General features: G+C 65.3%; 22 protein-coding genes. 11 read left to right on the forward strand and 11 right to left on the reverse strand.

Annotation, left to right across the window (positions count from 1 at the left end; all coding sequences use genetic code 11):
• Positions 1-276 precede the first annotated feature (276 nt).
• The 4 genes from BJ970_RS34780 (at position 277) to BJ970_RS34795 (ending at position 3,552) form a co-directional block, all read left to right on the forward strand.
• Positions 277-1,116, forward strand: a complete 840-nt coding sequence (locus BJ970_RS34780) for an ESX secretion-associated protein EspG (RefSeq protein WP_184732090.1) — start codon at positions 277-279, stop codon at positions 1,114-1,116.
• Between the two features lie 166 nt (positions 1,117-1,282).
• Positions 1,283-1,666, forward strand: coding sequence for a hypothetical protein (locus tag BJ970_RS34785; protein WP_246471958.1), 384 nt, complete (start codon positions 1,283-1,285; stop codon positions 1,664-1,666).
• A gap of 2 nt (positions 1,667-1,668) precedes the next feature.
• Complete coding sequence (locus BJ970_RS34790) at positions 1,669-2,241, forward strand: DUF3558 domain-containing protein (protein ID WP_184732092.1); 573 nt, start codon at positions 1,669-1,671, stop codon at positions 2,239-2,241.
• A 36-nt stretch (positions 2,242-2,277) separates the two neighbouring features.
• Positions 2,278-3,552, forward strand: coding sequence for a hypothetical protein (locus BJ970_RS34795; protein WP_184732095.1), 1,275 nt, complete (start codon positions 2,278-2,280; stop codon positions 3,550-3,552).
• A gap of 86 nt (positions 3,553-3,638) precedes the next feature.
• Here BJ970_RS34795 and BJ970_RS34800 read toward each other — a convergent pair whose 3' ends face one another.
• From BJ970_RS34800 to BJ970_RS34815, 4 genes are all read right to left on the reverse strand, one after another.
• On the reverse strand, positions 3,639-4,136 hold the full coding sequence (locus tag BJ970_RS34800; RefSeq protein ID WP_184732097.1) for a hypothetical protein: 498 nt from the start codon (positions 4,134-4,136) through the stop codon (positions 3,639-3,641).
• An 85-nt stretch (positions 4,137-4,221) separates the two neighbouring features.
• Positions 4,222-4,569: a hypothetical protein gene (locus BJ970_RS34805; protein WP_184732099.1), complete on the reverse strand. Its 348-nt coding sequence runs from the start codon at positions 4,567-4,569 to the stop codon at positions 4,222-4,224.
• Positions 4,566-5,222, reverse strand: coding sequence for a hypothetical protein (locus BJ970_RS34810; protein ID WP_184732101.1), 657 nt, complete (start codon positions 5,220-5,222; stop codon positions 4,566-4,568). The genes BJ970_RS34805 and BJ970_RS34810 overlap by 4 nt, the downstream gene beginning before the upstream one ends.
• Before the next feature lie 8 nt (positions 5,223-5,230).
• Entirely contained in the window at positions 5,231-5,707 is a 477-nt protein-coding gene (locus BJ970_RS34815; RefSeq protein ID WP_184732103.1) for a hypothetical protein, read from the reverse strand.
• A 984-nt stretch (positions 5,708-6,691) separates the two neighbouring features.
• Between BJ970_RS34815 and BJ970_RS34820 the strand changes: the two genes are divergently transcribed.
• Both BJ970_RS34820 and BJ970_RS34825 read left to right on the forward strand, forming a co-directional pair.
• Positions 6,692-7,546, forward strand: coding sequence for a helix-turn-helix domain-containing protein (locus BJ970_RS34820; protein ID WP_184732105.1), 855 nt, complete (start codon positions 6,692-6,694; stop codon positions 7,544-7,546).
• On the forward strand, positions 7,528-7,716 hold the full coding sequence (locus BJ970_RS34825; RefSeq protein WP_376775173.1) for a DUF397 domain-containing protein: 189 nt from the start codon (positions 7,528-7,530) through the stop codon (positions 7,714-7,716). Before BJ970_RS34820 ends, BJ970_RS34825 begins: the two co-directional genes overlap by 19 nt.
• Positions 7,717-7,863: 147 nt before the next feature.
• Here the strand turns inward: BJ970_RS34825 and BJ970_RS34830 are convergent, their stop codons facing one another.
• From BJ970_RS34830 to BJ970_RS34855, 6 genes are all read right to left on the reverse strand, one after another.
• Positions 7,864-8,637, reverse strand: coding sequence for an enoyl-CoA hydratase/isomerase family protein (locus tag BJ970_RS34830; RefSeq protein ID WP_312864611.1), 774 nt, complete (start codon positions 8,635-8,637; stop codon positions 7,864-7,866).
• A gap of 30 nt (positions 8,638-8,667) precedes the next feature.
• Entirely contained in the window at positions 8,668-9,909 is a 1,242-nt protein-coding gene (locus BJ970_RS34835) for a CaiB/BaiF CoA transferase family protein (RefSeq protein ID WP_184732110.1), read from the reverse strand.
• A complete protein-coding gene (locus BJ970_RS34840) occupies positions 9,906-12,074 on the reverse strand; it encodes a hydantoinase B/oxoprolinase family protein (RefSeq protein ID WP_184732112.1) in 2,169 nt (722 codons plus the stop codon). Before BJ970_RS34840 ends, BJ970_RS34835 begins: the two co-directional genes overlap by 4 nt.
• 52 nt (positions 12,075-12,126) lie before the next feature.
• The gene (locus BJ970_RS34845) at positions 12,127-14,181 is read right to left on the reverse strand and encodes a hydantoinase/oxoprolinase family protein (RefSeq protein WP_184732113.1); all 2,055 of its coding nucleotides are present in this window, start codon (positions 14,179-14,181) and stop codon (positions 12,127-12,129) included.
• A gap of 40 nt (positions 14,182-14,221) precedes the next feature.
• Complete coding sequence (locus tag BJ970_RS34850) at positions 14,222-15,490, reverse strand: hydroxymethylglutaryl-CoA reductase, degradative (protein ID WP_312864612.1); 1,269 nt, start codon at positions 15,488-15,490, stop codon at positions 14,222-14,224.
• Positions 15,491-15,708: 218 nt separating this feature from the next.
• Positions 15,709-17,658: a helix-turn-helix domain-containing protein gene (locus BJ970_RS34855; RefSeq protein ID WP_184732117.1), complete on the reverse strand. Its 1,950-nt coding sequence runs from the start codon at positions 17,656-17,658 to the stop codon at positions 15,709-15,711.
• Positions 17,659-18,889: 1,231 nt separating this feature from the next.
• On the opposite strand from BJ970_RS34855, the gene BJ970_RS34860 reads away from it, so the two are divergent.
• From BJ970_RS34860 to BJ970_RS34880, 5 genes are all read left to right on the forward strand, one after another.
• Positions 18,890-20,287: a family 2B encapsulin nanocompartment shell protein gene (locus BJ970_RS34860; RefSeq protein ID WP_312864613.1), complete on the forward strand. Its 1,398-nt coding sequence runs from the start codon at positions 18,890-18,892 to the stop codon at positions 20,285-20,287.
• Positions 20,284-21,348: a family 2 encapsulin nanocompartment cargo protein terpene cyclase gene (locus BJ970_RS34865; RefSeq protein ID WP_184732118.1), complete on the forward strand. Its 1,065-nt coding sequence runs from the start codon at positions 20,284-20,286 to the stop codon at positions 21,346-21,348. The genes BJ970_RS34860 and BJ970_RS34865 overlap by 4 nt, the downstream gene beginning before the upstream one ends.
• A 13-nt stretch (positions 21,349-21,361) precedes the next feature.
• Positions 21,362-22,219, forward strand: a complete 858-nt coding sequence (locus BJ970_RS34870; RefSeq protein ID WP_184732119.1) for a geranyl diphosphate 2-C-methyltransferase — start codon at positions 21,362-21,364, stop codon at positions 22,217-22,219.
• 193 nt (positions 22,220-22,412) lie between these two features.
• Entirely contained in the window at positions 22,413-23,126 is a 714-nt protein-coding gene (locus BJ970_RS34875) for a response regulator transcription factor (RefSeq protein WP_184732122.1), read from the forward strand.
• Positions 23,127-23,253: 127 nt separating this feature from the next.
• The gene (locus BJ970_RS34880) at positions 23,254-24,552 is read left to right on the forward strand and encodes a HAMP domain-containing sensor histidine kinase (RefSeq protein WP_184732124.1); all 1,299 of its coding nucleotides are present in this window, start codon (positions 23,254-23,256) and stop codon (positions 24,550-24,552) included.
• A 114-nt stretch (positions 24,553-24,666) separates the two neighbouring features.
• On the opposite strand, the gene BJ970_RS34885 is transcribed toward BJ970_RS34880, so the two are convergent.
• Positions 24,667-24,855 (reverse strand): DUF397 domain-containing protein, encoded by a 189-nt coding sequence (locus BJ970_RS34885; protein WP_312864614.1) that lies wholly within the window; start codon positions 24,853-24,855, stop codon positions 24,667-24,669.
• Between the last annotated feature and the right edge of the window lie 2 nt (positions 24,856-24,857).

Consider the following 24,857-nt stretch of genomic DNA (forward strand, 5'->3'; position numbering starts at 1 on the left):
GGTTCTGACCGCCGACGAGATCCGCGTAGCGGTTCAGCCCGTCGGGCGAGACGGTAAAGCTCATCGGCATCCCTTCCCCAGTGGCGGCGACACACACGCGTCAGTCTGCTGCCCGAACCGCTCGCCCTGGCAGCGGACTCCGGAATGTGTTCTGCGACACGGCTAGATGGGTGACACAGCGCCGGAATGAATTCGACCTGTCCAGGCCGGCGAGCGTTGCACAGTATCCTCCCTCGCTGGACAAAAGAGATCATCACAAGACGTTCGGGGCCTGGAATGGAGTGCAGTTTCTGGGAGTTCGGCGCGATCGTGCGCCACGAAAAAGCACGGCACGATGCCGGGGAGGTTTCGCCTGCGGAAGCGGTGCGCAAGTTCGACACGCCGCCATTCGTGGCCTCTGGCCGTAGCGGGCTTGACCAGCCGGACGACCCGCGAGCGACGCTCGAAGCCGCCGAGGACAGCGTGCGGGCCAAGGGTTGGATCGAGCGCAGCGGCAGGCTGAACGATCGGTGGGACGAGATCGTCTCGACCCTGGTCTTCGGCCAGTTTTTCGCTTACCTCTACCTCACTGAGCCGGACAAGCCGCAGACGCGGGCAATGGTGGCGGTGAACCACCTCGCGTACCGGTTCGTCCTGCGCGGCGACCGGGTGTGGATCGACGAAGTCGCCCCGAGCGCGGCTGAACAGTCGCTCGTGGCGTCCCTGCCCGACGTCTCCCCTGCAGTAGGCCGGGGCGTCAAGGTTTCGACGAAGATCCTGGCCACAGCCGGGACCGAGGCCGAGAACCACAAGGCCGACCAGGGCGACTGGATTGCCTACGAACTCGGCCAGGCCGGCATCCGTACTGAAGACGCCCGCGCCGTCGGCAAACTCGCGAAGCTGGCTGATCGCGTGATCGGGCAGTTCAACGTCGGAATCCGAGAGCCCGACGGCCGTAGCCACCTCGCGCCGTGGGCGATCGTGACCCATCACTGCCCCTCTGGGCGTGTCGTGCAGATCCCGCAACCGCCCCGCGGTGAACAGACCCGTGTCGAGCCGGGCACTGCCGCAGTCATCGCCGGGGCGCTGCGTTCGTACCGCGACGAGCTCCGGCGGCACGTCCGCGACCAGCGATAGCCCGTCGACTCACAGATCGAGGTGCGCGGCTCAGCGGTTTGGGTACTTCTACCCGACTTTGCCCACGGATGCAGACAGCTATGCCAGGATCACGCGCGAGCGGAAGATCGGATGCAGGAGGACAGCAGGTGTGAGCGAGCCCATATCGCCGGAACAGGGCGCAGCGATGCAGGCCGCCGGGATGGCGATGACGCCGTTCAACCCAGTCACCGGTGCCGCGATGATCGCGGCCGGAACCGTCAGCGGCCACCAGACCTTTCACATCCAGCCCGACCAGCTGCCCCGCGTTCTCGCAGGACTCGACGAAGTCCTCGCTAAGTACGAGTTGGCACGAGAACAAGCAGCTCAGCTAGCAAACGTCACACCGCCGTTCGGTGATGACGTGACTGTCGCTGCTTTCAAGAAGATCAGCGAACGGGCTCAGGGCGGCGAGGGCTGCCTGTACGACACAGCGCAAGGGATGATCGACTGGGTGAACGGGTTCAAGGCCGCTGTTCAGAAGGCGATTGAGGACCACCAGCGCATCGACGAAGAAAACCGGATGGCCTGACCTTGAACACCACACGTGCCACTCTCACCGCCACGGCAAGCCTGCTCGTCCTCGGCCTGGCTGGCTGCTCCAGCCCAACGCCGGGAGCACCAGAACCTACCACCGGCGGCGAGACGACCTCGGCCGCGAACGACCCGTTCCGAATTGACCAGCCCAAGAACCTCAAGGCCATCAGCGACCCCTGCCAACTGCTGAACCCACAGCAACTTCAAGAACTTGGCGCAAGTAACTCCGAGCCGGGCAAATCGCAATGGGGCCAGGACCAATGCACTTGGCGAAACCAGCTTTTGCGAGTAAATGTGGCACCGGACACGGTCCAGGGGCAAGGGCTGCGATACACCTCGAAAATTGTCGCGGACGGTAAGCCGACCGCCGAGGTCGCCGGGTATCCAGCGGTTCACTACGGCATCAGTAGTGGATCGTGTGGAACCTACGTGGGCACCTCAGACAAGGAACTGTTCCTGGTTTACTTTCAGACGGGTTCTGAGGGGCGGAACAAGCCGGAGATTGCTGAACCGTGTGCAGCGGCGGACAGAATTGCCGGAATGGTGATCTCGAACCTTCCTTCTGCGTGAGCCTGGTTTCGGTACGTAGTTGAGAGATGAGGGGTTATGGGGGCCTTTGACTGGTTGTTCGGCAAGCAGGAGATTCCGGGTCAAGCGCAGATGGCGTTTGATCACCCGAAGGTCTACGGCGAGGTGGAGTCGGGGCCTGGCGTGACCGCGGCGTCGCAGGCGGCGGCTAACTGGCGGGACCGAGTAAGTGCCGCGTTCGCCGACGCGGACGCCGCGCTGGATCGAGTCCTCAAGGATTCCGAGATCCTGATGCAGGGCGCTGCGGGTGACCAGTCGCGCGATGCCGTGACTCCGTTGTCTCAGGCGACTCGGGAAGCGATCGAGGTTGCAGCGCAGGCGGGGGCGGCGGCGCAGCAGCAGGCGCAGGGGTCGGCGGACTTTAAGAACGCCTTTCCGGCGCCGTACCAGGTGCCGCCGGACAACATCGGATGGGGCGACTACGTCAACCCGATCTCCTACGGCGTCAAGTCTGGCATTCGCGCCGCGCACGAGGAACAGCACGACCAGGTCGAGGCGCAGGCCCGGCAGCAGTACGAGTCTTACACCCAGGCCACCAATGACCGTGTCCACGGTATTCAGCAGTTCGCGCCGCCGCCGACGTTCACCGGCGATGTGACCGCGGCCCAGACCGCACCGGTGAACAAGGTCGACCCGAGCACCGGCTACACCAGCACCAGCGACACGAACGCAGGTCAACCGTCGACCGCCCGCACTTCCTACAACCCCACCCCTTCGGCATCGACGCCGCCGGGCGGGCAGTCGTCGGCGGACCGGGCGGCGCAAGTCCCGGCCGAGTCCGGTTCGGCATGGGCAACTCCGCCTGCGGCCGGCCCGACTCCGATGCCGAATTTGGGTGTGCCCGCGCCCGGGCCTGGCGGTGGCGGTTTCATCGGCGGCGCGGTGATCCCGCCTGGCAGCACTGGCGGCGGAACCCCTGCGCCGGGTACCGGCGGCCGGGTCGGTGGCGGGACGGGTACCGGCCGTGGTGTCGGTCCCGGAACCGGTGTTCGTGGCGGCACGGGAAACCTGGGCGGCGGTCGGGCCGGTGTCGGCGGTTCGGCGCCCGGAGGCACCGCTGGCGCGAGCGGTACGGCGGCGCGTGGTGGCGCTGGTGGTGCTGCGGGCGCCGCCGGTGCGGCGGGACGTGGTCAGCGTTCCGACGAGGACAAGGAACACACCAACAAGTACGCCAACCCCACTGATGAGGCGTGGAAGGAACTGGGGTTGCCGAAGGTCGCGCCGCCGGTGTTCGGTGACTGGACGGCGCAGGCCCAGGAAGGCAAGCCGCCCCGGCCACCAGAGGAACAGTAGCCGCTGAGCGCTGAGTGATGGGCTGCTGTCCGCGTGCGTACCCCCTCCCGCTGCCCCCTGCGGGAAGCACGCGGCCAGTTACTTTTTCATGCAGTCTCGGGCTTGGGCAGAATTCGAACTTGTCCAGTACGGACCTGCTCGGCGCACCATGCGCACGTCGGGCGATCGTCCTTGTCGGACACCTCCTGCGGCGGGGTCAGAACTCCGCACAGGCCGGAGAGTTTGCGGTCTTTGCGGGGCGGGGCATCGGTGGGGATGACGTGGTTCTGGTAGCCGAACGCGGCCCAGTACCCGGCGGGAATGTCCTGAGTGGACTGATGGTCTGACAAGACGCGCTCCCATGAGCCTGAAAACGGGAAGGTGGTTGGCGGGCGGGGATGCCCCGAGGGGCAGGGCATCTCCCGCCCGCGCGGCCCGGATGCCGGTCGGTGGCACGGCATATCGAAACAAATGTCCGCCACGCTCTCGCCCAAGTGTCGGCGTGAGGTGGCGATTTCAATGGAAATCGGCGCGTTGATTTCCATTGAAATCGCCAACCCGAAGGCCAGGCCGCGACCAGCCAGGCCAAGGCCGAACACGCCCATGCCACCGAGAATGCCCGCTAGCAGGAACCGCTAGGTACACCCGCTGTCGAGCTGCTGTTCAACGATCCCGGTGAGGCCACGTGTTTTAGTTTCGGAGTGCGGAGTCTTTGATTGAGATCCGAGGGTAGACCCTGACGTCAACCTCGCCGGACAATTCCTCGGAATCGAACTCTGCAATGAAGCGTGTTTCTTGGTTCTCCGCACGGATGCTCAGGGTGGTTGCGCACTCGCGGAAGAAGTACCAGAGAACCTCGTCACCTTGACGCCACTCGAACCGAATGGACTTCTCGTGCTGATCGAAGCTGAGCTCTAGGGTGCCGTTTTCGGTCTCAAACTCTGCCCGCTGGATCCAGGGCTCTTCCAGCGTTTCAGGAGCTGTGCCGAACTGATCAAGGAACTCTTGTTCATCGGGAACAGTCAGAGTTTCCATCACTTCTTACCCCTTTTGGGAATCATCGTGGTCAGCCGTAGCCCCTGGCCTGTCTCTTGCCAAGTCGTGTTCAGTTGGATAAAACCACCTGGACCGGCTAGCAATGAATCACGAATCTGATAGCTACCATACTTGTCTGAGTACCTCTCGATGATGTTGCTATCAGAGCTTACCACTCCTTCAAGGTGACGCCGTACGGTCTCGCGACCTTCCGGGGTGTCGAAAATGCGAATGCGACTCAGCTCATCGACGTTCTGTTTGGACCGATCTTTACTATGCTTGCTTGAAGTGACTTTGCCGAAGAAATATTTAAACTTGTTCGGGTCAATTTCCGCTCTGTTCGCCGGCTTGCCGCCGGTGGTTTTTCCGCCCGGCGTCGTGCCGGAACTAGGGCTGCCGCCGCCTACGATCTCGGCTCGGTAAGCGGCGATCCTTGTCTTTACCTCAGCGCAGAGCTGGACTGCTTTTTCTATCTCCATGGTGGAGTGCTGCCAGCTCTCGAGAACCTCTGCTAATTCAAGGTCATCACTTTCTGCGGCAACGGCGTAAAGCGCTTGGGTCGCTTCCGTTAGCAAGCTCTGCACTGTTTGGAGTGTTTGTATCGGTAGAAGTTCCGATGCATTGTCTAGTCCGTCGGCTACCTCTTCAACGCTCATGAGCCCCTTCACAGCCAGCTTGCATGGGCTTCTGCTGCGTGCGTACTGGCGTTGATGGTCCCCTGGACCCCCGAAAGCGTTTGCATGGCTTCACCGAGCAAACCCTGAGCCTGTTGGACTTCCTCCTGTCCGCTGCCCTGAGTGGCAGCCGCGAGAGCTTGCTGTCCTTCTTCAATGGTCAGGTGTCGACATGCGGTGGCCAGGACACTGAGCCGGTTGGCCAGATTCGTCATCGACTCGGGTGTGATGGCCTCAAACAGCAAGGGATTTGCGATCTCCGCCACGAGATCGGTCATCTCCTCCGGAGCGAAGTCGATGTCGTCGCGTCCTTCGACGGCGTTGGCCCAGTCTTCGAGTTCTTGTGCGGACAGGTTTCCGACGAGGAACTTCTCGATGGCCGTGCGCAGCTCCGAGGGGCCCAGCGTGACGAGTTCCTCATCGCAGTCCCAGGGGAAGGTGCGCAGTTCCGCGATCGCCTCGTGCACCGGCTTACGCAGGAGCACTAGGTCGCTGACGGCATGTCGGCGGGTGTCAAGATTCATCATTTCACCTAGTATGCCTCGTCCAGGAACCTTGGTTAGGTCCGCAAGACCACCAGACACCGCGCCGCCATCTCCGCGTCGCACGATTGCATTGGAAGCGGCCGGTTGGCGTGATGCGGGAGAAGGTACGCCAACCGGCCGCGAACGGGCCGATGCCGGGTCGGGGGAGGAGGAGACCGACACCGGCCCGCGTCTAGAGCCGCTCCAGTCCGCTTTGGACACTGCGGAGCAGCCGCCAGCTACGGGAACCGCTCTTTGCGGCCCACCGTGACTTTCCTGGCCTCGCAGTAGCAGTGGGAACAGGCGCAATACCACCGTGTGAGAACTGCGGCATGCGTCTCGGCTTGCACGGACGACCAGCGGTGGAGACCTGCCAGGCAGTCAGCACACGGAACGGGCGGGAACGTGTCGGTGATCTCTGCGGCGGAGAGGCCCGATCGGGTGTTCATTGCGAAACCTCCCGTCGCATTCGTCTCGTTCGCCAGCGGCAAGGTCCCGCTTCGAACGGGTGTCGATCACTGCGTGCCTCCCGTGGAAGTCGTGAGATCCAGGTAGCCCCTGACGCCGCGTACGACGCCATCAAGGCCGTCAGCAAGTTCGTGTAATTCTGTTGCCGTGCAACGGTTGTGGTTGAGGTTGTCGCAGACTGCCCTGATAGCGTGCTCGGTCTGCCGGAGCACCAACGTAAGGTGTTGCTGCGCCGTGCAGGGCCGGACAGCCGCGTACGGACGGCACGACACAACCGGCTCTCCATCGGCCCCGGAGGCGTCCTTCAGTGGGTCGATCGGAGGTAGTGTCATGACACCTTCCCGCTGTAAACGTTAACGATGAAGCTGATTGTTCACACCATGTCTGTGAACAGGGCGGTTACACCACTCGCCTTAACGGGTGATCTAAACGGCGACAAGCAACGTTAGGATGTGTGCCATGTCTGTTAACGCAGGTAGACCGTGTGCAAGGGCACTTTGCTCGGCCTTGCGAACGGCGCGCGAGGCAAGCAAGCTCGGTGTGCGCGAGCTAGCGCGAGCGGTTGACCTGTCACCAGTGCAGATTTCCCAGTATGAACGCGGAGAGCGTATACCGACAGAAGTACGAACGGGTGTAATACTCGGCGCACTCAGGGTATCGGCAACCGAACAAAGACGAATTCTGGAACTGGTGCGAGCCGCAAAAGAGCCAAACTGGCTGACCGTTGGCGTTAACGGCGTGCCGCAACAGTTGGACATACTTACGGAACACGAAAGATCAGCCGCGGGCATAACTCACTGGGAACCGTTGGTAATCCCCGGACTGTTGCAAACTCCCGACTACACCCGCGCGATCAAGGAAGCGGGCGGATTGCGACATGATGAAATTGGTGTTCGCTTGATCGTGAACGCTGGACGGCGCGACGTCATCACAACGGTGTCCAAGCCCGCCGACTATGAAGCGATTATCGGCGAATCAGCGTTGCTTGCACCAATTGCGTCCAGTGCTGCTATGGCGAGTCAGCTTCGCCGCATTATCTGCGATGCAGAACGATCAAACGTCGCGGTTCGCGTCATGCCTGAAAAGATCTCATGGCACCCCGGACTCTCGGGACCATTCGTCTTCTTCACATATTCTGATGCGCCACCACTTGTCTACTTTGAGCACCACAGTTCAGGGGCGTGGGTAAGCCAAGACTACGACATCGAAGAATACGATAAAGCCATCCAATGGATGCGCGAAATCGCGCTCGATCCTGCAAAATCGGTTGAGCAAATCGCTAAAATAGCGGAAATATGGGAGGTCTCACATTGATCGAATATGAGTGGCGAAAATCCAGTTATTCACACCAAAATGGTGCTTGCGTTGAGCTTGCCAGCACCTTAGATCGACTTCGCGATTCGAAGGATCCAGATGGGCCGACCTTGCGAGTGGACGTGCCCGCATTCATTAAGGCCGTGAAGGTGGGTCGTTTCGATCGGTGACGTAGCGGTGCCCCCGGTACGTCGTACCTACCGGGGGCACCGCTGTGTCTCAGCGCTTGCGGATGCGGCGTCGGCGGCCCTGGGGGTGGTTGCGATTTCGCGCGAAATCGCCGCGAGCCCTCGCTGGGCGGGGGTGCGAATTTTGGGTCAGGGCTTGGGGTTTTTGTTGTTTGTTGCGGGGCTTCGTGAGGGGAAGTTCGGCTCGCGTCGTTGGCTGAACGCTGCTATCCCCTCGTGGGCGTCTGCCGAGCCGAAGGCCCGTTGTCCGTACATGGCTTCGCTGTGGAATGCCTCCTCTGGCGGTAGGTTGCTCAGCCGCAGCACCGCTTCCTTGATCGTGGCGATTGCCGTGCCGCTCAGCCTTGTGAGGCGTTCGGCCCACTCCATGGCGGTGGGCAGCACTTCTTCGGCGGGCACCACGGCATTCAGCAGGCCGTACCGAAGCGCTTCCTGGGCCGTGATGCGATCGGCGAGCAGCAGGAGTTGCATCGCCCACGCGTAAGGGATCTGGCGCGTGAGCCGGACGAGCGTTCCTCCTGCGGGCACCACGCCGACTCCCGGCTCAGGAAACTGGAATTCGGCTTGTTCACTGGCGATGCGCAGATCGGTGGAGAGCAGGATCTCGAACCCGCCCCCCAGGCACAGGCCGTTGACGGCACCGATCACCGGCTTGAAGAGATCGGTGTGCTTCTGGTGCGCGCCGTCCCAGTGCGAGATGTCGAACCGTCCCTCGGCCAGCGCCGGAATGGACTCGGTCAGGTCCGCCCCGACGCAGAAGGCACGATCGCCACTGCCGGTCAGCACGGCCGCGGCGATAGCGGCGTCGTCGCGGACTTCGGCGAACGCAGCCGCCAACTCGTCATACATCGCGAGTGTCAGCGCGTTGAGCTTATCCGGGCGATTGAACCGGATGATCGCCACCGGGCCGTCTCGTTCCAGGGTGATCCCCATTCACACCACCCCGGACCTGCGCAGGGCTGCGATCTTGTCGTCGGACAGGCCCACCAAGCCCCGCAGCAGGGTGTCGGTGTGCTCGCCGACCTTGGGGGCAAGTCCCCGAGGTTGGGCCGGGGTGGCGTCGAGGTGAATTGGTTGCCCGAACATCTCAAGCCTGCCGAAGTCGGGGTACTCGACATCGACGATCATGTCGCGCGCTTTGATGTGGGGATCGTTGACCACGTCGCCGATATCTTTGATCGCCGTAAGGGGAACCTGCTCACCGGCCAGCTCCTCCAGCTCGGCGCGCGTGCGTGATGCCATCCACCGGTTCAGCAGCGGCCGGATCCGCCGCTCGTAAACCTCGGGGTCGAACCGTTTGGTCATGGTGTCGATCTCGGGATCATCGGCCAGCTCGGGCTCGCCGAACATGGCGCAGGTCAACCGCCAGAGCTTGTCCGTGTAGCCGCCGAAAAACACATATCCGTCTTTGCAGGGGTAGAGCTCGTAAGGCCGGACGAACGAGTGGGCGTTGCCCAACGGCTTGGCGACAGTGCCGTCGACGGTGTAGGACACGACGGCGCTCTCGGTCAGCGAGAGCACGGAGTCCTGCTGGGCGACGTCGACGAGTTGACCTTCGCCGGTTCGTTCGGCGTGCCGGAGCGCGGCCAGCGTCCCGATCACGGCATACATGGTCGCCGCCAGGTCGCCGATGATCGTGCCGACCCGCGTCGGTGGCCGGTCCGGGTAGCCGTTCATCGACCACAGGCCGCCCGCGGCCTGGGCGCTGTTGTCGAAGGCGGGGCGCCGCCGGTACGGCCCGGTCTGCCCGAAGCCCGAGATCGCGGTGTAGACGAGCCTCGGGTTGACCTCCCGCAGGACGGTGTGCCCAAGGCCGAGCTTGTCCATCGTGCCGGGACGGAAGTTCTCGACGAGCACGTCGGCTCGCTCGGCGAGTTGCTTCAGCAGTTTCTTGCCTTCGGGGACGGCGAGATCGAGCGTGAGCCCGAGCTTGTTGCGGTTGTACTGGGCGAAGAAGGCGCTGAACCGGTCCCCGTCATCGGATTCGAGGAAAGGCGGGAAGTCCCGCGCGTAGTCGGGGTCGGTGGGGCGCTCGATCTTGATGACGGTCGCGCCGAGATCGGCCAAGATCATCGAACAGAACGGCCCCGCCACCACGCGGGTGACGTCGAGGACGACCACCCCGGCCAGTGGCCCGCGCGGGGATGCCTCGGGGAATTGCGGCGGCGCGGTCATCGGGTCTCGTCCTCCTTCTCGCGCGATGCCACTCGGATGCGGGTTTCCAGCAGGGTGCCGCATGCGGGGCTGATCAGCTCATCGATCAGCACCGCGGGCTCGGCATCCCGCGGACGGACCCGCACACCGAGTTCGGCCAGGCGCTGCGCGGCCACACTGGTGCGGGTGAGCACGTCAGCCCGCCAACCCGCGCCGCTGCTCAGCCGAGCACCGCTGGCAGGGCAGTACCAGCCTTCGCTGTCGCGCCGTGGGGCCGAACTGTCGGGGCTCGCATTCGGCGCGATCCGCTGGGCGGGCGGGTGGCCATCGAGGCGCTCGGCGCGCAGCGCGGCGCGCAGCCTTTCCGTCGCGGTGGTGTCGACTTCGCCTCCGACGAGCACCACTCCATACACTTGTGCGGCAACGGTTTCGGTGACGTATCCGTCGGACACATCCCGCGCGACCAGCTCCGGATCGCGCAACAGTGGGTCGCCGTAGCCGCCGCCACCGGCCACCCACTGCACGAACACATCGCCGGAGCCGATCGCGACGTCCTGCTGGTTGATCTCCAGCAGGTCTTTTGCGCCGGCGGTCAGCGTGGCGTCCGTCGGGACGATCCCTTCGGTCAACAGGTCGTTGATGTTGGTGGCGCGCCACACCGAGTGTCCGCTGCCGCCACCGGGAAAGCCGCCACCGAAGCCATCGGCGACCACCTGCGCGTTGGGCGCGAACACCGTCTGGGTCACCTCCGGGGCGCCGTGCAACCTCCAGGCGAACTCGTGCCCCAGCCCGCCGCGGTAGGCGCCGTGGCCGGCGCTGGCGGTGTTGAGCCGCTTCCACAGGTACAGCACCGGGTAGAGCATTTCGTTCATCTCGACATCCGGCAGCGCATTGTTGACCTGCGTCATCATCCCGCCGCAGTCAAGCCCATCGGTCACCGGCTGCGCGCCGGTGCCCATCCCGCCGCCGTCCATGTTGAACAGCACGAAATACTCGCCATCGTCACGCGTGCCGGCGGAGATGCCCCCGGTCCAGGAGTCCGCCCACACGCCTTGGGTACGGGCGCGGATCAGCTCGCTGCCGCTGGCGCGGGCGGCCTCGTTGAGCAGCTTGGTGACCAGTCGGCTGACCCGGGCGCCGGTCGTGAGGTGACCGTTGCTGATCGGTGCCGGCGGCACGGGATTGACCAAGGAACCGCGTTCGGCCACCACGTCGCACGCGGTCATCACGCCCTCGTTGAACGGGACGTCCCAAGCCAGGATCGGCACCAGCGCGCTGGCCACACTGCCCACCAGGGTCCCGTAGCTGAGGTTGATGAAGCCGTCGGTCTGCGGGCTGGACCCGGTGAAGTCCAACGTGATCTGGTCACCGGACTTGGTCATCGTGCAATGCACCCGGTAGAGCTCGTTGACGTGCCCGTTGTGCTCGGTCCACTCGTCGTCTTCGTAGACACCATCGGCGAGCAAGGCGATCCGCTCGCGCACCACGCGCTCCGCGATCTCGAAATTGACACGCGTGTAGTCGCGGAACTCCGTAAGACCGAATTCCTCGACAGTGCCGCAAAGCCTGCGGATTCCCGTGTTGTTACTGGCGACCAAGCTGCGCACATCGTTCCAGAACAGCGTCGGGACCCGAACGTTGTTCAGCAGCACGCGACGTACCCACTCGACGGGCTGGCCCCGCTCGAAGACCTTCACCCCCGGCGGCAGCCGCAGTGCCTCGCTGAAGCAATCGTAGGCGCCCGGGGCGAAGCCTCCCGGGGTCATGCCGCCGACGTCCACCAGGTGCGCCTGCGACTGCGCCCAGCCGATGAGTTCGTCCCCGTAGAAGATCGGCGAGATGACGTTGGTGTCCGGCGGGTGCGCCGAGCCGGCGGTGTGCGGATCGTTGCAGATGAACGCGTCGCCGGGATAAAGCGGCTCGCCCTTGATCTCCGCGACGAGGTTCTGCACCGCCACGCTGCCCGATCCGATGTGGAACTGGACGAAATCCGAGTAGGAGTAGATCTTGCCTTCTGGGTCGAACAGGGCGGTGTTGAAGTCGCCGGACTCGGTGATCACCGGTGATCCGGAGGACCGGATCATCGCGCTGCCCATCTCCTCGACGATCGAGTCCAGGCGCATCCGAAGCACTTCGAGGGTGACCGGATCGTATCCGGCCGGGACATAGGTGGAGTTCATGGTCATGGCCGTCTCCCTGGGGCGATAAGGCGGGCTCGCGGGCGGGTATCGCGTCGGCTCACGCGGCGGTCAGGCGGATCGAGAAGTGGCCTCCGCCGACCAGTTCCACGACTGCCCCGGCCGGCACGTACACGGTGGTGTCGGGCTCTTCCAGCAGGCAGGGGCCGTGGGCTTGGCCCAGGGCGCTGAATCCGCGGTGCACATCGACACGACGGCGCCCTCCGGTGGCGGGATCTACGCATTCGCGTGTGCTGGCGAGGTGTTGTTCGCCGCCGCCCCCGTTGTCGATGATCCGTTGCGCCTCGGTGCGCCCGATCGCTTTGACGCGGGAGTTGACCAACAGGACCTCGGCTTCGGTCCAGGCCGTGCCGGTGCCGAACTCCGCTTCGTAGTCCTCGATGAAGCGCTGTCGCAGCAGGTCCTTGTCCTGTTCGCCGAAGCTCTTGTTCGGCAATCGCGTGGTGACCTCGAAGATCTGGCCCATGAACTTCATATCCGCCTCGCGGTACAACTCGCGCCGGTCTTCGGGAATGCCCTCGGACTCGAACCACTCCTGGGCGCGCGCCTGCAGGGCGGAGAACTCCTTTTCCAAGTCCGCGGCCGGTTCCGCGAACGTCCAGGGCGTGGTTTGCACCGCGGATAACACGGAGTCGGCGTGCATGAGTCCGTAGGCGGAGAACACCGCGGCATTGCGCGGGATGATCACTTCGCCGACACCGATCTCCGCGGCGATCGCCGCCGCGAAGAGCCCGCAGGCGCCGCCGAAACCGATCAGGGTGAACTCCCGGGGGTCGTGACCCCGGTTCACGGTGATCTTGCGGACGGCGTTGGCCATCTGCGACACGGCGAGGCGATACACCCCGTGGGCGGCGACGTCGATGGACAGCCCCAGGGGTTCGGCGAGGTGCCGGCGCACCGCGTCCCGGGCCTGGTCCTCGTAGAGGGTCACGGTGCCGCCCAGGTAGTAGTCCGGGTTGAGCAGACCCATCACGAGCGCCGCGTCGGTGACGGCCGGCCGGTCACCGCCCTTGCCGTAGCAGGCCGGACCCGGTACCGAGCCGGCGCTGTGCGGCCCCACCCGCATCACACCGCGACCGTCGACCCAGGCCAGACTGCCGCCGCCCGCGCCGATCGTCTCGATGTCGACCGCGGTCAGGCTGGTCGGGAGCCCGCCGATCTCGGCCCTGGGCAACACGCGGAACTCGTCGTCGATGATCGCGGCCGCGTCCAGGCTCGTGCCGCCCATGTCCGCGGTGAGCACCCGGTGCCGCCCCAGGTGCTGGCCGACCAGTCGGGCGCCGGTCACGCCGCCCACCGGGCCGGAGTTGAACATGGCGATCGGCGCCTTGCTGGTCTCCTGCGCGGACAGGAAGCCGCCGTGTACCTGCATGATCTGCACGCGAGTCCGCAGCCCCCGCTTGGCCAGCTCGGCGGCGAGCTCGTCGAAATGCCGCGCCACGATCGGCTTGACGGCCGCATCCAGCGTGGTGGTCACCATCCGCTCGTATTCGCGATACACCGGGGTGAGCGAACTGGACAACGTGTACGGCAGGTCCGGGTAGTGGGTTTCGAGGTACTTGCCGATTTCCTGCTCGTGCTGGGGATTGCGGAACGACCAGAGCAGGCACACCGCGACCGCTTCCGCCCCCGCCGCCACGACTCGCTCGATGGCCGCGGCCAAGTCGTCCTCGCCCAGCGGAACAAGGATGTTGCCGTGGGCATCGATGCGTTCGGGAACCTCGACAATGCGGTTGCGGTCAACGATCTCGGGCGGTGGGGTCATCTTGTGCGGGTCGCGCTCGTCGTCGCGTGCCGAGCGGGCGATGCGCAGCGTGTCGCGGAATCCCCGCGTGGTCAGCAAGCCGACGGCCGAGTACTTCTGCTCGTCGACGGCATTGGTCACGATCGTGTTCCCGAGCACGAAACGCTCGATCCGCGGGTAGAAATCGTGGTTGGCCACGCCGAGCCGGTCTTCCAGGACGGCGAGAGCATTGAGGATGCCCGTAGTGACGTCTGGAGTGGAAAAAGCCTTGCCACGGACGGCGCGTCCGTCGTGAACGGCGACCGCGTCGGTGAACGTTCCCCCCACATCGATGCCCACGTGCAGTGTCATGGTTGCTGCGTCTCCTTTGACGTTTGGTGGTCTGAGGCTCTCAGCCGTTCTGTGACCGAAGTTCGGCGAGTACCTGCTCGGCGCGGTCGGCCCGGACGGCCCGGTCGGCGATCAAGCGGCGCACCACCTTTGGGATCTCCGCAGCGGTGGCGCCGGCCGCGACCGCGATGTTGCGGGCATGCAGTGACATGTGGCCGCGCTGGATTCCTTCGGTAGCCAGCGCGCGTAAGGCGGCGAGGTTTTGCGCCAGGCCCACGGCGGTAATGATCTCGGCCAGTTCGGATGCGGTGGCCACGCCGAGCAAGCGCACGGCGGTTCCGGCTGCTGGATGGACCTTGGTCGCCCCACCGACCAGACCCACCGGCATCGGAACTTCGAGCGTGCCGACGAGATCACCGTCGGCGTTGACCTCGAAATGCGACAGGGCCGTGTACCGGCCACCGGCTCCGACGGCGTGCGAGTGTGCGCCCGCTTCGACCGCCCGGGTGTCGTTACCCGTTGCGAGCACAACGGCGGTGATCCCGTTCATGATCCCCTTGTTGTGCGTTGCCGCACGATACGGATCGGCTTCGGCCAGCGCGGCCGCGTGCACGATGTTGCCAACGAGTTCGGCGCCGCCCAAGGCGTCGGCCTCGAACACCGCCCGCGCGCGGGCCAGTCTCATGTCGGCTTTGTTGGTCAGGATCCGTAACAGCACACGGCCGCCAGCGATCTCCCCGATCCGGTCCGCCAGCGCCTCCGCCATGGTGTTCACCGCGTTGGCCCCCATCGCGTCGCGCACGTCGACCATCAGGTGAACGACGACGTAACGGCCGGGAGACGCATCGACCACGCGCACCTTCAGGTCACGCACGCCGCCCCCGAAGGAGACGAGCATGGGGTCCTGATCATTGGCCAGGCGGATCAGCTCCTCGCCGGCCTCTAGCAGCCGCAACCGCGCGCCGTCGGGGTCTGCCACATCCAGCACCTGGACCTGCGCTTGCATGATCGGCTCGGAGCTGCTGGTGTGGAAGCCGCCCCGTTCGCGCGCGATCCGTGCGGCGTTGCTGGCCGCCGCGACCACCGAGGGCTCCTCCGTGGCCATCGGGACCAATACGTCCGCGCCATTGACCCGGAAGTTGGTGGCAACCCCCATCGGCACCCCCAGCAGCCCGACGACGTTTTCGATCATGTGGTCGGCCTGCTCGACGGTCAGCCCGCCCGACGCCAGGACATCGAGGCATTCGAGAGGGACGCCGGTGCTCTTGGCGACCAAGGCGCGCCGATCGGCCGGAGATTCATCCCGGAAACCCGGAATCCTGCTTGTCACAGATACCTCCCACATTGGGCCGGGCGGCCTTGCCCGGCTGTGCCGTCGCGGCGGCGGCCGGGGCAGCGACCCGCGCTACCGACGTCGGTTAGCTGCAACGGTAGGGAGACAGTGATTCCAACAACATGGCCGAACCACACATACTTGTCGACTCGGGAACGTGTTTTCGTGCCGGATCAGCATCCATCGATCAACCCCGGCCCCGCGCGTCGTCCCGTTCATCCCGCCGCCGTGTCCCGCGCCAGGGCGTGCAGGCGCGCGGCTACCGAAATGCGGAACAGCGGTTCCGGCTCACGCCAGTTCGCGTCCAACAGCGCACTGATTCGTTCGAGCCGTTGCGTGACCGTGTTGATGTGGACATGGAGAACACGTGCGGTGCGGGTCGGGCTGGCGTAGGAGTCGGCGAAGACGCGCAACGTCTCGAACAGTTGTGTGCCACGCTCCTGATCCCACCGCAGCACCGGCCCGATGGTTGCGGCGATGAAGCCGGACAGTTCCTTTCCGCCTGGGCCGAACATCGCCATGTACGGCTCGTATGCCTGCGCGTCCACGGTCCCCTCAACCGTGTTCAGGTTGCTCAAAAGCTGAACGCACCGGCGCGCGGATTCAAAGCACTGCCCCAGCTCCGCCGCCGAGCGGGCGGGCGGGCCGGCCACGACCAAGACCGGTTCTCGCTGCGCCCGGCGCACCGCTTGCCACACCTCGCGTGCGGCGGTCATGGGGTCCGGGGAGGGCGCGAGGACCGTCAGCATGCCGTCCCGTTCCCCGACCAGACCGCCCGCGACCGCTCTGCGTAATGCCTCGAAGGCGGGTCCTCGCCTGTCCGGGGAGACGGCCACGATGACCACCGAACGCAGCTCTTCCAGCCGCACCTCGCGCGCCCGCGCCCTCAGCAGCAGTTCTTGCCACCGGGATGCATCGCCGCGCAGGATGTCCGAGACGAGTTCCCCTCGGACCCGGTCCTCCGCCGCCGCGACCGCCTCCTGCTTGACCGCCACGAGGGCGGTGATCTGCGCGGCGCGTTCGATCGTGCGTTGTTCGACTTCTCGGAGTTCGAGGTCGCCGTATCCGACGAGGACCGCACCCAGAAGCGTCTCGGACGCCACGACGGCCACCGCGACTTCCGGGCTTGGCGAGCTACCGTCGACGAAGACGCACCGCCCTGACTGCCGACTCGCCTCGATTGCGTCCCGCACTTCGGGCAGCAGGGCGCCGTCCGGCGCGGAATACCGCACCCCGCCCGCAACGGGTTCCTGCGTCACGGGCACGAGTTCCCGGTCGAGGATCACCACGGGGCGGTCCAGCGCCTTGCTCAGCGTCTCGGCCACCCCGTTGGCATGGCCACCTTGCAACACGACGGCCGTGAGGTCTTCGTGGACGGCGCTGGCACGTTCCATCGCGGTGACATTGCTGGCCAGTACGGAATTCGCCCGCTCGGCTTCCTGCGCCGCGACGCGCGCCTGTTCCAGCAACCGCGTGGTCTGCAAAACCACGGCGGCGTGATCGGCGAATGCGCTCAACAGCGCGATCTCTTCCGGAACGAATTCGTGCTTGCTGCGGTTCGCGGCGAACAACACTCCCAGGACTCGCTCGCCCGCCACCAGCGGCACGCCGAGCAGGGAAACCAACCCCTCCGCGGCCACCGCCGCATCGATCCCCGGCTCGTGGGGAATCGAATCGGTGGCCTGGTAAACCGACGCCCACTGCGGGCATCGCGTGCGCACCACCTTGCTGGCCAAGCCCATTCCAGGGGGCACCCGCAAGGCCCGAAACGACGGCGCAACGGTCCCCAACGTCGAGCGAACGTGCAACTCGTCGCTGCCCTCATGGAACTCGGACAGATACGTGATGTCCGTGCCCATCAGATCATGCGCACGTTCGACGAGGCGATGCAGCAACGCGTCGGTGTCACGCAGCTCAGCAAGCTCGCGTGCGCTGGAGAACAGCGCCGAGAGCTCCTGGCCGCGACGGCGCCACCGGGCCAGCACGGCACGCAGGTTGCGGACACGGTTCGTCAAGGCCGCTGCTTGCTCAGCCGGCAACTGGGCACCCAGCTTCTCAAGCGCGTCGGCGGCAGCATCCCCGGAATCCGCTGCCGCAGCGTCCAGCAACTCCACGACCTGCGGCACCGGGAGGACCGGGTCCCGGTCGTCAGCATTCCCAACCACGCCCGACAGGATGCCCCTCAGGCGACGGTTGGTGAAGAAGCAACCCGATAGCCAACGGTGCTCGCGATCTTGACCGGGACTGGAACCTCGCCTTTGGACTGGACACACGCTCGTACGCCAGTTCGATCGAGGGGTCCGCGCGGCAAGGTGGGCGATTTTCCCAGAGCAACCTGGACAGTGCGGTGGATTGCGCGCCCGAGGTGATCTATACCGCAACCAAGGTTCCCGGACGAGGCACTCGCGTCCCAAGCGGACACCGGGTGTTGCCTGTCCGATCAGTATGGATGGACGCGTCCGATTCCCTTGCCGTCGCGGCAAAAAGTCACCGGATCGCCGTCGACCGTGGATGTCCCGTTAGGAAGCTCACCTAACTCGACCAGACGACGTAGGGCCTCCGGCCGACATCCGTAATGGTTGCTCAGTCTCGACGTGTGCCGAACACCGCCATCTGGGTGACGCTATTCAGGTGAGGCCCAACCGGAATGGGTGATCACCCATTTATCCGTATTGACAGGGGTAACGCGCCCCTAGAGTCGAGCGCCGGTCCGGGCGAACACACCATGATCCGATCAAGAAAAATCACGAGTACTGATATCAGGTCTCTTATGCAGTAACAACTTCATTCATGTCGAAGAGTGACCGTGGGTCCGCCGTTGAACGCATATCTCGCCAATGGTCACCGTCTTGGACGCCGCCACTCCGGGTGATGTTCACCCCCAGGTGGCAGCACCCTTTTATCTGTATTGGCGGGGAGAACGGGCTCCTAGACTCGGGCACCGATCCGGTTCATATCCCACGAATGGGCGGGCAAACAGTCATGATCCCGCAGGACAGCTCACCCTTGCTGAGCCCGCAGCACACGGCAGCAACTTCAGTATTCACGAAAAGAGACCAGAAACTTCGTCATCGATTGCGCCCATGCCGACGGCGGCACCTTGATATTGGGTATCAGGCGTATTAGCACAAAGACGCCTATCGGCCACGCCGAAGCCTTCGCCACCCCGCGCCAACCCTAGGGCTTTTCCGGTTCCGTGTGCGCGGAGTCATCGCCCGAAGTGATCGGGTACTTCCGTGTCAGTACCGTCTTGTCCTTGGCCGATGCGAGGCCGAAGGCCCGCGAGCGGACGGGGAATAGCACAGTTCGGGAATCCCGGATGGTTTATTCGGCTGCCGGCGGAAGCCCGGAAACTCATCGACCACAAGCGAGTTCACTAATTGGGAGGTTCGTGACGTGTCGTCACCCGCTGCCGAACCGTTTTTGTCCCTGCAAACCCAAGCGGCGCGTCTGCTCGCGACCACGACAAAGACGCCGCCGCAGATGCAGTCCATCAGTTCCCGGAACCTGCTCAAGCAGCTTCCGTGGGTCACCCTCACCAGCGGCACATACCGGGTGAACCGGCGTCTTCAGATCAAGGTCGGGCGAGGACGCGTGTCCTTCATCCAGGAAGGCACTGACGTCCGAATCATCCCGCAGACGCTCACCGAGCTGTCCGCGCTCCGGGGCTACACCGATACCAGCGTCTTGGAACGCCTCGCGGGCTTGTTCACGGTCCGTCAGGTCACGCCAGGAGAGATCCTGGCGGAAGAAGGCAGCCCGATCCGGGAAGCGTTCCTCGTCGCCCACGGCCGGATCGAACGCCTCGCGACCGGCGAGTACGGCACCGTCGATCACCACGGGGTGATCACCGATGGGGACCAGGTCGGCGATGAGGCCCTCGGATCCGATAACCCCACGTGGTCGGCGACGCTGCGGTGCTCCACGGCCGGGACGATCATGGTCCTGAACTGGGATACCCTGCTCGAATTCCTCGACCGCGAAGAGGGCCTGCGCACCCACTTTGCGGAATTCGCGCGGCGTCGGGCGCTGCCGCAGAACCGCAAGGGCGAGGCCGAAATCGCCCTCTCCGCGGGCCACGAAGGCGAAGCCCAGATTCCCGGATCCTTCGTCGACTACGAGCTCTCTCCGCGCGAATACGAGCTATCGGTGACACAGACGATTTTGCGCATCCACACCCGCGTCGCCGACCTCTACAACGACCCGATGAACCAGGTCGAGCAACAACTCCGTCTCACGATCGAGGAGATCCGCGAGACCCAGGAGCACGAGCTAGTTCACAACCCGGATTTCGGGTTGCTGCACAACACCTCTTACGACCAGCGGATCTCTACCCGCACCGGGCCACCGACGCCCGACGACATGGATGATCTGCTCTCGATGCGGCGATCGACAGATGCGTTCTTCGCGCATCCGAAGGCGATCGCGTCGTTCCTGCGGGAATGCAACCGGCGCGGTCTGGCGGTGGACGGGACCTCGCTGGAAGACGGTTCGAAGGCCCTCGCCTGGCGTGGCATTCCGATCTTCCCACTAGGCAAGATCGGGATCACCGAGCACAACACCACATCGATCATCGCCATGCGCCGCGGCGATGACCGGCAGGGCGTCGTGGGCCTGCGGCCGGCCGAACTGCCGGATCAGGTGCAGCCCGGTTTGAACGTGCGCTTCATGGGCATCACCGACCAAGCCATCCTGCGCTACCTGGTGACCTCTTACTACAGCGTCGCTCCCCTGGTTCCGGATGCGGTCGGGTTGTTGGAGCACGTGGCGATCGGCAAAGAGGAATCCGCATGATCGAGCTCATCGGGCACGACACCCCCGTACCCGTCCAGCAACCACACACCGGCAGTGTCTGGGGCACAAGCGCGTGCAATCCGCCAGGAGGGCAGCGGAAAACGACAGTTCTGTACTGTCCGCCGCCGCCGCCCGAGCGTGCCGACATCGCGGCGGAGATCAACCGCCGTGTCGTCGCGTGGATGACGGAGATCGGCCTGGGCAGCGAAGAGAACATCGCCGGTGTCTACAAGCACGACCCGGGTCGTGGCATCACGTTGTGCCACCCCGGTAGTCAGGACATCGAGCGCATGACGGCCGCGGCGAAGATGATCGTGGCCGAGACGGCGGTGGATGACTACTTCTGCGAAACCAACACCTACCGCGACGCCAACGATCAGACGATCGGGCCGAACCTGTCACTGGCGCAATCCGCGATCGACGCACCGTGCCTGACTCCCGCCTACCAAGCGGTGTGGGACAAGCGCCGCGACAACGACCCGGTGCTGCGCGCCCAGCACGAGGCGTTCAACGATCTCAAGCAGGTCAGCAGCCCGGCGCAGGCCCAGCGCATCCGGCACGACATCGCCCAGCTCTACCTGGGCTACAACGCCGAAAACGGGTGGCGCCTGATCAATCGGCTTCCCCCCGTCTGGCAATACCTCGCCAACCGGCAGATGAACTCGTTTCGCCCCTGCATCAACCTCGTCGACGTACTCGATGGCTACGAAATCCCGGCGGAGCTCTACGCCCACCCGCTGGTGCAGGACTGCACCGCGCGGGCAGCAATTATCGGCACCCTCTACAACGACCTGGCCGGCTGCGAGCGGGAGATCCGCGAACACGGCCTGCCGTTCAACCTCCCGGCCGTGATCGCCGCCGAGGAGCACATCCCGCTCGATGCGGCGTTCATCAAAGCGTGCGAGGTCCACAACGAGCTGATCCAAGCGTTCGAAGCGGACACCGAACACGCCGCGGCCGCACTCCCGGACCCGACGGTTGCCCGCTACCTGACCGGACTGTGGTCATGGCTCGCGGGTAGCCGCCACTGGCACTTCACCACCGCACGGCAAATCCACTGAAGGGAGCAGGACAATGACCCAGTCAACCTATCCGACCGAATCCGTGAGCAGCGTGTATCAGGGCAGCGTCGCGGACTACTGGAACCACGAGGCCAACCCCGTCAACCTCGAACTCGGCGAAGTCGACGGCTATTTCCACCACCACTACGGCATCGGCGACCCCGACTGGTCCGTCACCGAAGGCGACCCCGAAACCGCCCACGAACGCACCACCAAGGAACTCCACCGCCTGGAAACCCGGCAAGCCGAATTCCTGCTTGGTCATCTGGGGAAAATCGATCCCGGACAGCGGATCATGGATGCCGGATGCGGACGCGGCGGCTCCAGCTTCATGGCCCACGAGCGGTTCGGCTGCACGGTGGACGGCATCTCGATCTCACGCAAACAGGTCGACTTCGCCAATGAGCAGGCCCGCCAACGCGAAGTCACCGGCAAGGTCACGTTTCACCAGACCAACATGCTCGACACCGGGTTCGAAACCGGGAGCATGCAAGCGATCTGGAACAACGAATCCACCATGTACACCAACCTGCACGACCTGTTCGCCGAACATGCCCGCCTACTCTCGCGCGGGGGACGGTACGTGACGATCACCGGCTGCTACAACGACGTCTACGGCCTGCCCTCCCGCGCGGTGTCCACGATCAACGCGCACTACATTTGCGACATCCATCCCCGTTCCGGCTACTTCCGCGCGATGGCCGCGAACCGGCTGGTGCCCTGCGCCGTGGTGGACCTGACCAATGCGACCCTGCCCTACTGGCGCCTGCGGGCCAAATCCCCCCTCGCGACGGGGATCGAGGAGGCGTTCATCGAGGCATACACCTCCGGCAGTTTCCAGTACCTGCTCATCGCCGCGGACCGCGTGTAGCCGAGCCGCCTCTCAAGCCGCCCCGACTCGGCTACGCCGACGGTCCTAACCTGCCGCGTTCCGGCACAAACGGCTACAACGCCCAGCACTGATCCCACCCTAAGCGGGCAGGACGGCACCCCCGTCCTGCCCGCTTCCGCGTTGGGTTGCGCACCGGGGCGAACGCGGACGCGCGGTGGATATCCTTGCGGCCATGTTCCGAGTGCTGGTGGTGGAGGACGACCACACGATCGGCCAAGCTCTGGAGTCGAGCCTGCGGTCGCACGGCTACGAGGTGTCCTGGCTGTGCACCGGTCGGGACGCGGTGGAGCAGGCCGGCCGCCGGGAGTTCGACCTCGTGCTGCTGGATCTCGGCCTGCCGGACCTGGACGGCGTGGAGGTGTGCCGTCTGCTGCGCGAGGCGCAGGCGCAATGCGTGCTGGTGATCTTGACCGCCCGCCACGACGAGATGGACGTGGTGGTGGGCCTGGAAGCGGGCGCCGACGACTATCTGACCAAGCCCGTCCGTCTCGGTGAGCTGCTGGCCCGCATCCGGGCCCATCTCCGGCGGGGCCCGGCATCCGGCTACCAAACCGTCGTCACGGTGGGCCGCCTGCGCATCGACACGGCAGCGAGGCGCGCGAGCCTCGACGGCCGCGAAGTGTCGCTCCGGGCAAAGGAGTTCGATCTGCTGGCCCGGTTGGCCGCGGAACCAGGCGTGGCCCTGAGCCGGGACACGCTGATGACCGAGGTGTGGGACGAGCACTGGTACGGGTCCAGCAAGACCCTCGACGTGCACATCGCCGCGCTGCGCCGAAAGCTCACCGCCGCCGCGACCTCACCCGAGCAGGTGCCGAGGATCGCGACGCTCCGCGGGCACGGGTACCGGCTGGAGACCACTGCGAACACCTCCGGCGCGAATCAGTAGGAGCGCGGCAGACGAAGTACGCGGCAGTCGGGCACTGGTCCAGACACCTGGGGGCCCAGAAGTCCGTGTGCGACGGTGTAGGCAGCCGGGAAAGGTTCGAACCGGGCGGGGCAAGGAGGGCGCGACCGTGCGCAGGCGCATCGTGACACTCACGGTGATGGCCGCCGTGCTGGCGACCGGCCTATTCGGTCTGCCGCTCGCCGTAGCCGTCGCGCGCTACTACCTCAACGACGAGCGCGCGGAACTGGAACGCACCGCCGACGCCGCTGCGCTGTCCGCCGCCGACGAGCTGATCCGCGACCAGCGGCCACTCCGGCTGCCCCAGACCAATCCGGAGACGCGACTCAGCCTGTATTCGCCGACCGGACGGCTGGAGGTCGGCGACGGCCCCGGGGTCGCCGATGAGGTGGTCACCGCCGCCAGTCGGGGTGAAGTGATCACCGGCTCGGCGGGCGATGACCTGGTCGTGGCGGTCCCGGTCGCCAACGGCGGCACCGTGGCGGGCGTGGTCCGCGCGGCCACCCCGCATCGCGAGGTCTATTTGCGTACCGCCCTGACCTGGATCGTCATGGCTGGTTTGGCGGTGCTGGCGGTGACTGCGGCCTGGTTGATGGCGCACGGCATGGCCCGGCGACTAACCCGGCCCCTCGACGAACTTTCCCGCGCCGCCCAGCAGCTCGGCGAGGGAGACTTCACCGTGCGTACCAACCGTGCCGGAATCCCCGAGATCGACTCCGTGGCTTCGGCGATGGAGAGCACCGCACACCGGCTGGGCGAAATCCTCGCCCGCGAACGCGCGTTCTCCGCGAACGCCTCGCACCAGCTCCGGACCCCGCTGACGGGGTTGCGGCTGCAACTGGAGGCCGCGCTCGACTCGGGCGAAGCCGACCCCCGGCCGGCGATCCGGGCGAGCGTCGACGCCGCGGACCGGCTGGAACGCACGATCGACGATCTGCTTCTCCTGGCACGCACCAGCGGGTCGGCGGCCACGCCCGCAGACCTGGACGAACTGCTCACCGAGGTGCGGGAGGGCTGGCACGGTCTGCTGGCGGCGAAGGGCAGGACATTACGGGTGTCGACGGCCGGGGGCGCGAGGCCGAACGCATCCGCCGCAGCCATCCGGCAGGTACTCGCGGTCCTGCTGGACAACGCCACGATGCACGGCGAGGGCACCGTGACGGTTCGCGCACGGGACGCCGGGGATGCTCTGGCCATAGATGTTTCCGACGAGGGGCCCGGTATCGACCCCGGCAGGGACCCGTTCACCCAGCGACGGGAAGGAGGCGGGCACGGGATCGGACTGGCGCTGGCACGTGGCCTCGCCGAGGCCGAAGGGGGACGGCTGTGGCTGAGGAAGCCGGTTCCGCCGACCTTCACCCTGCTGCTCCCGATCGCCGAGCTTTCCGCCGACTCGACCGTCCCCTAGCGAGGGCTTCAAAAGTGGTTTGCGCGCAGGGAGTCCGAACGTTGACCGTGGCCCACGACTCGACGCCACCTCTGAGTGCCTTCGAAGCGACGGGGCGCTTCGCTGTGCAGAGGGTCAGGCTCCTAACTTGTCGCACTTCACCGCGGTGAGAAACTCCGACCAGCGCTCGTTGGTGAAAGTGAGCAGGCCACCGTCGCGGTCCTTGGTATCGCGCACGCCAGTCATGTTGGGGGCGGTGCCAACCTCGACGCACTGTTCGGGGTTGTGCAGGCTCTTGGTCGACTTGCGCCAGTTGGTGAACACGG

This window comes from Saccharopolyspora phatthalungensis (genome assembly GCF_014203395.1).
Taxonomy (GTDB): Bacteria; Actinomycetota; Actinomycetes; order Mycobacteriales; family Pseudonocardiaceae; genus Saccharopolyspora; species Saccharopolyspora phatthalungensis.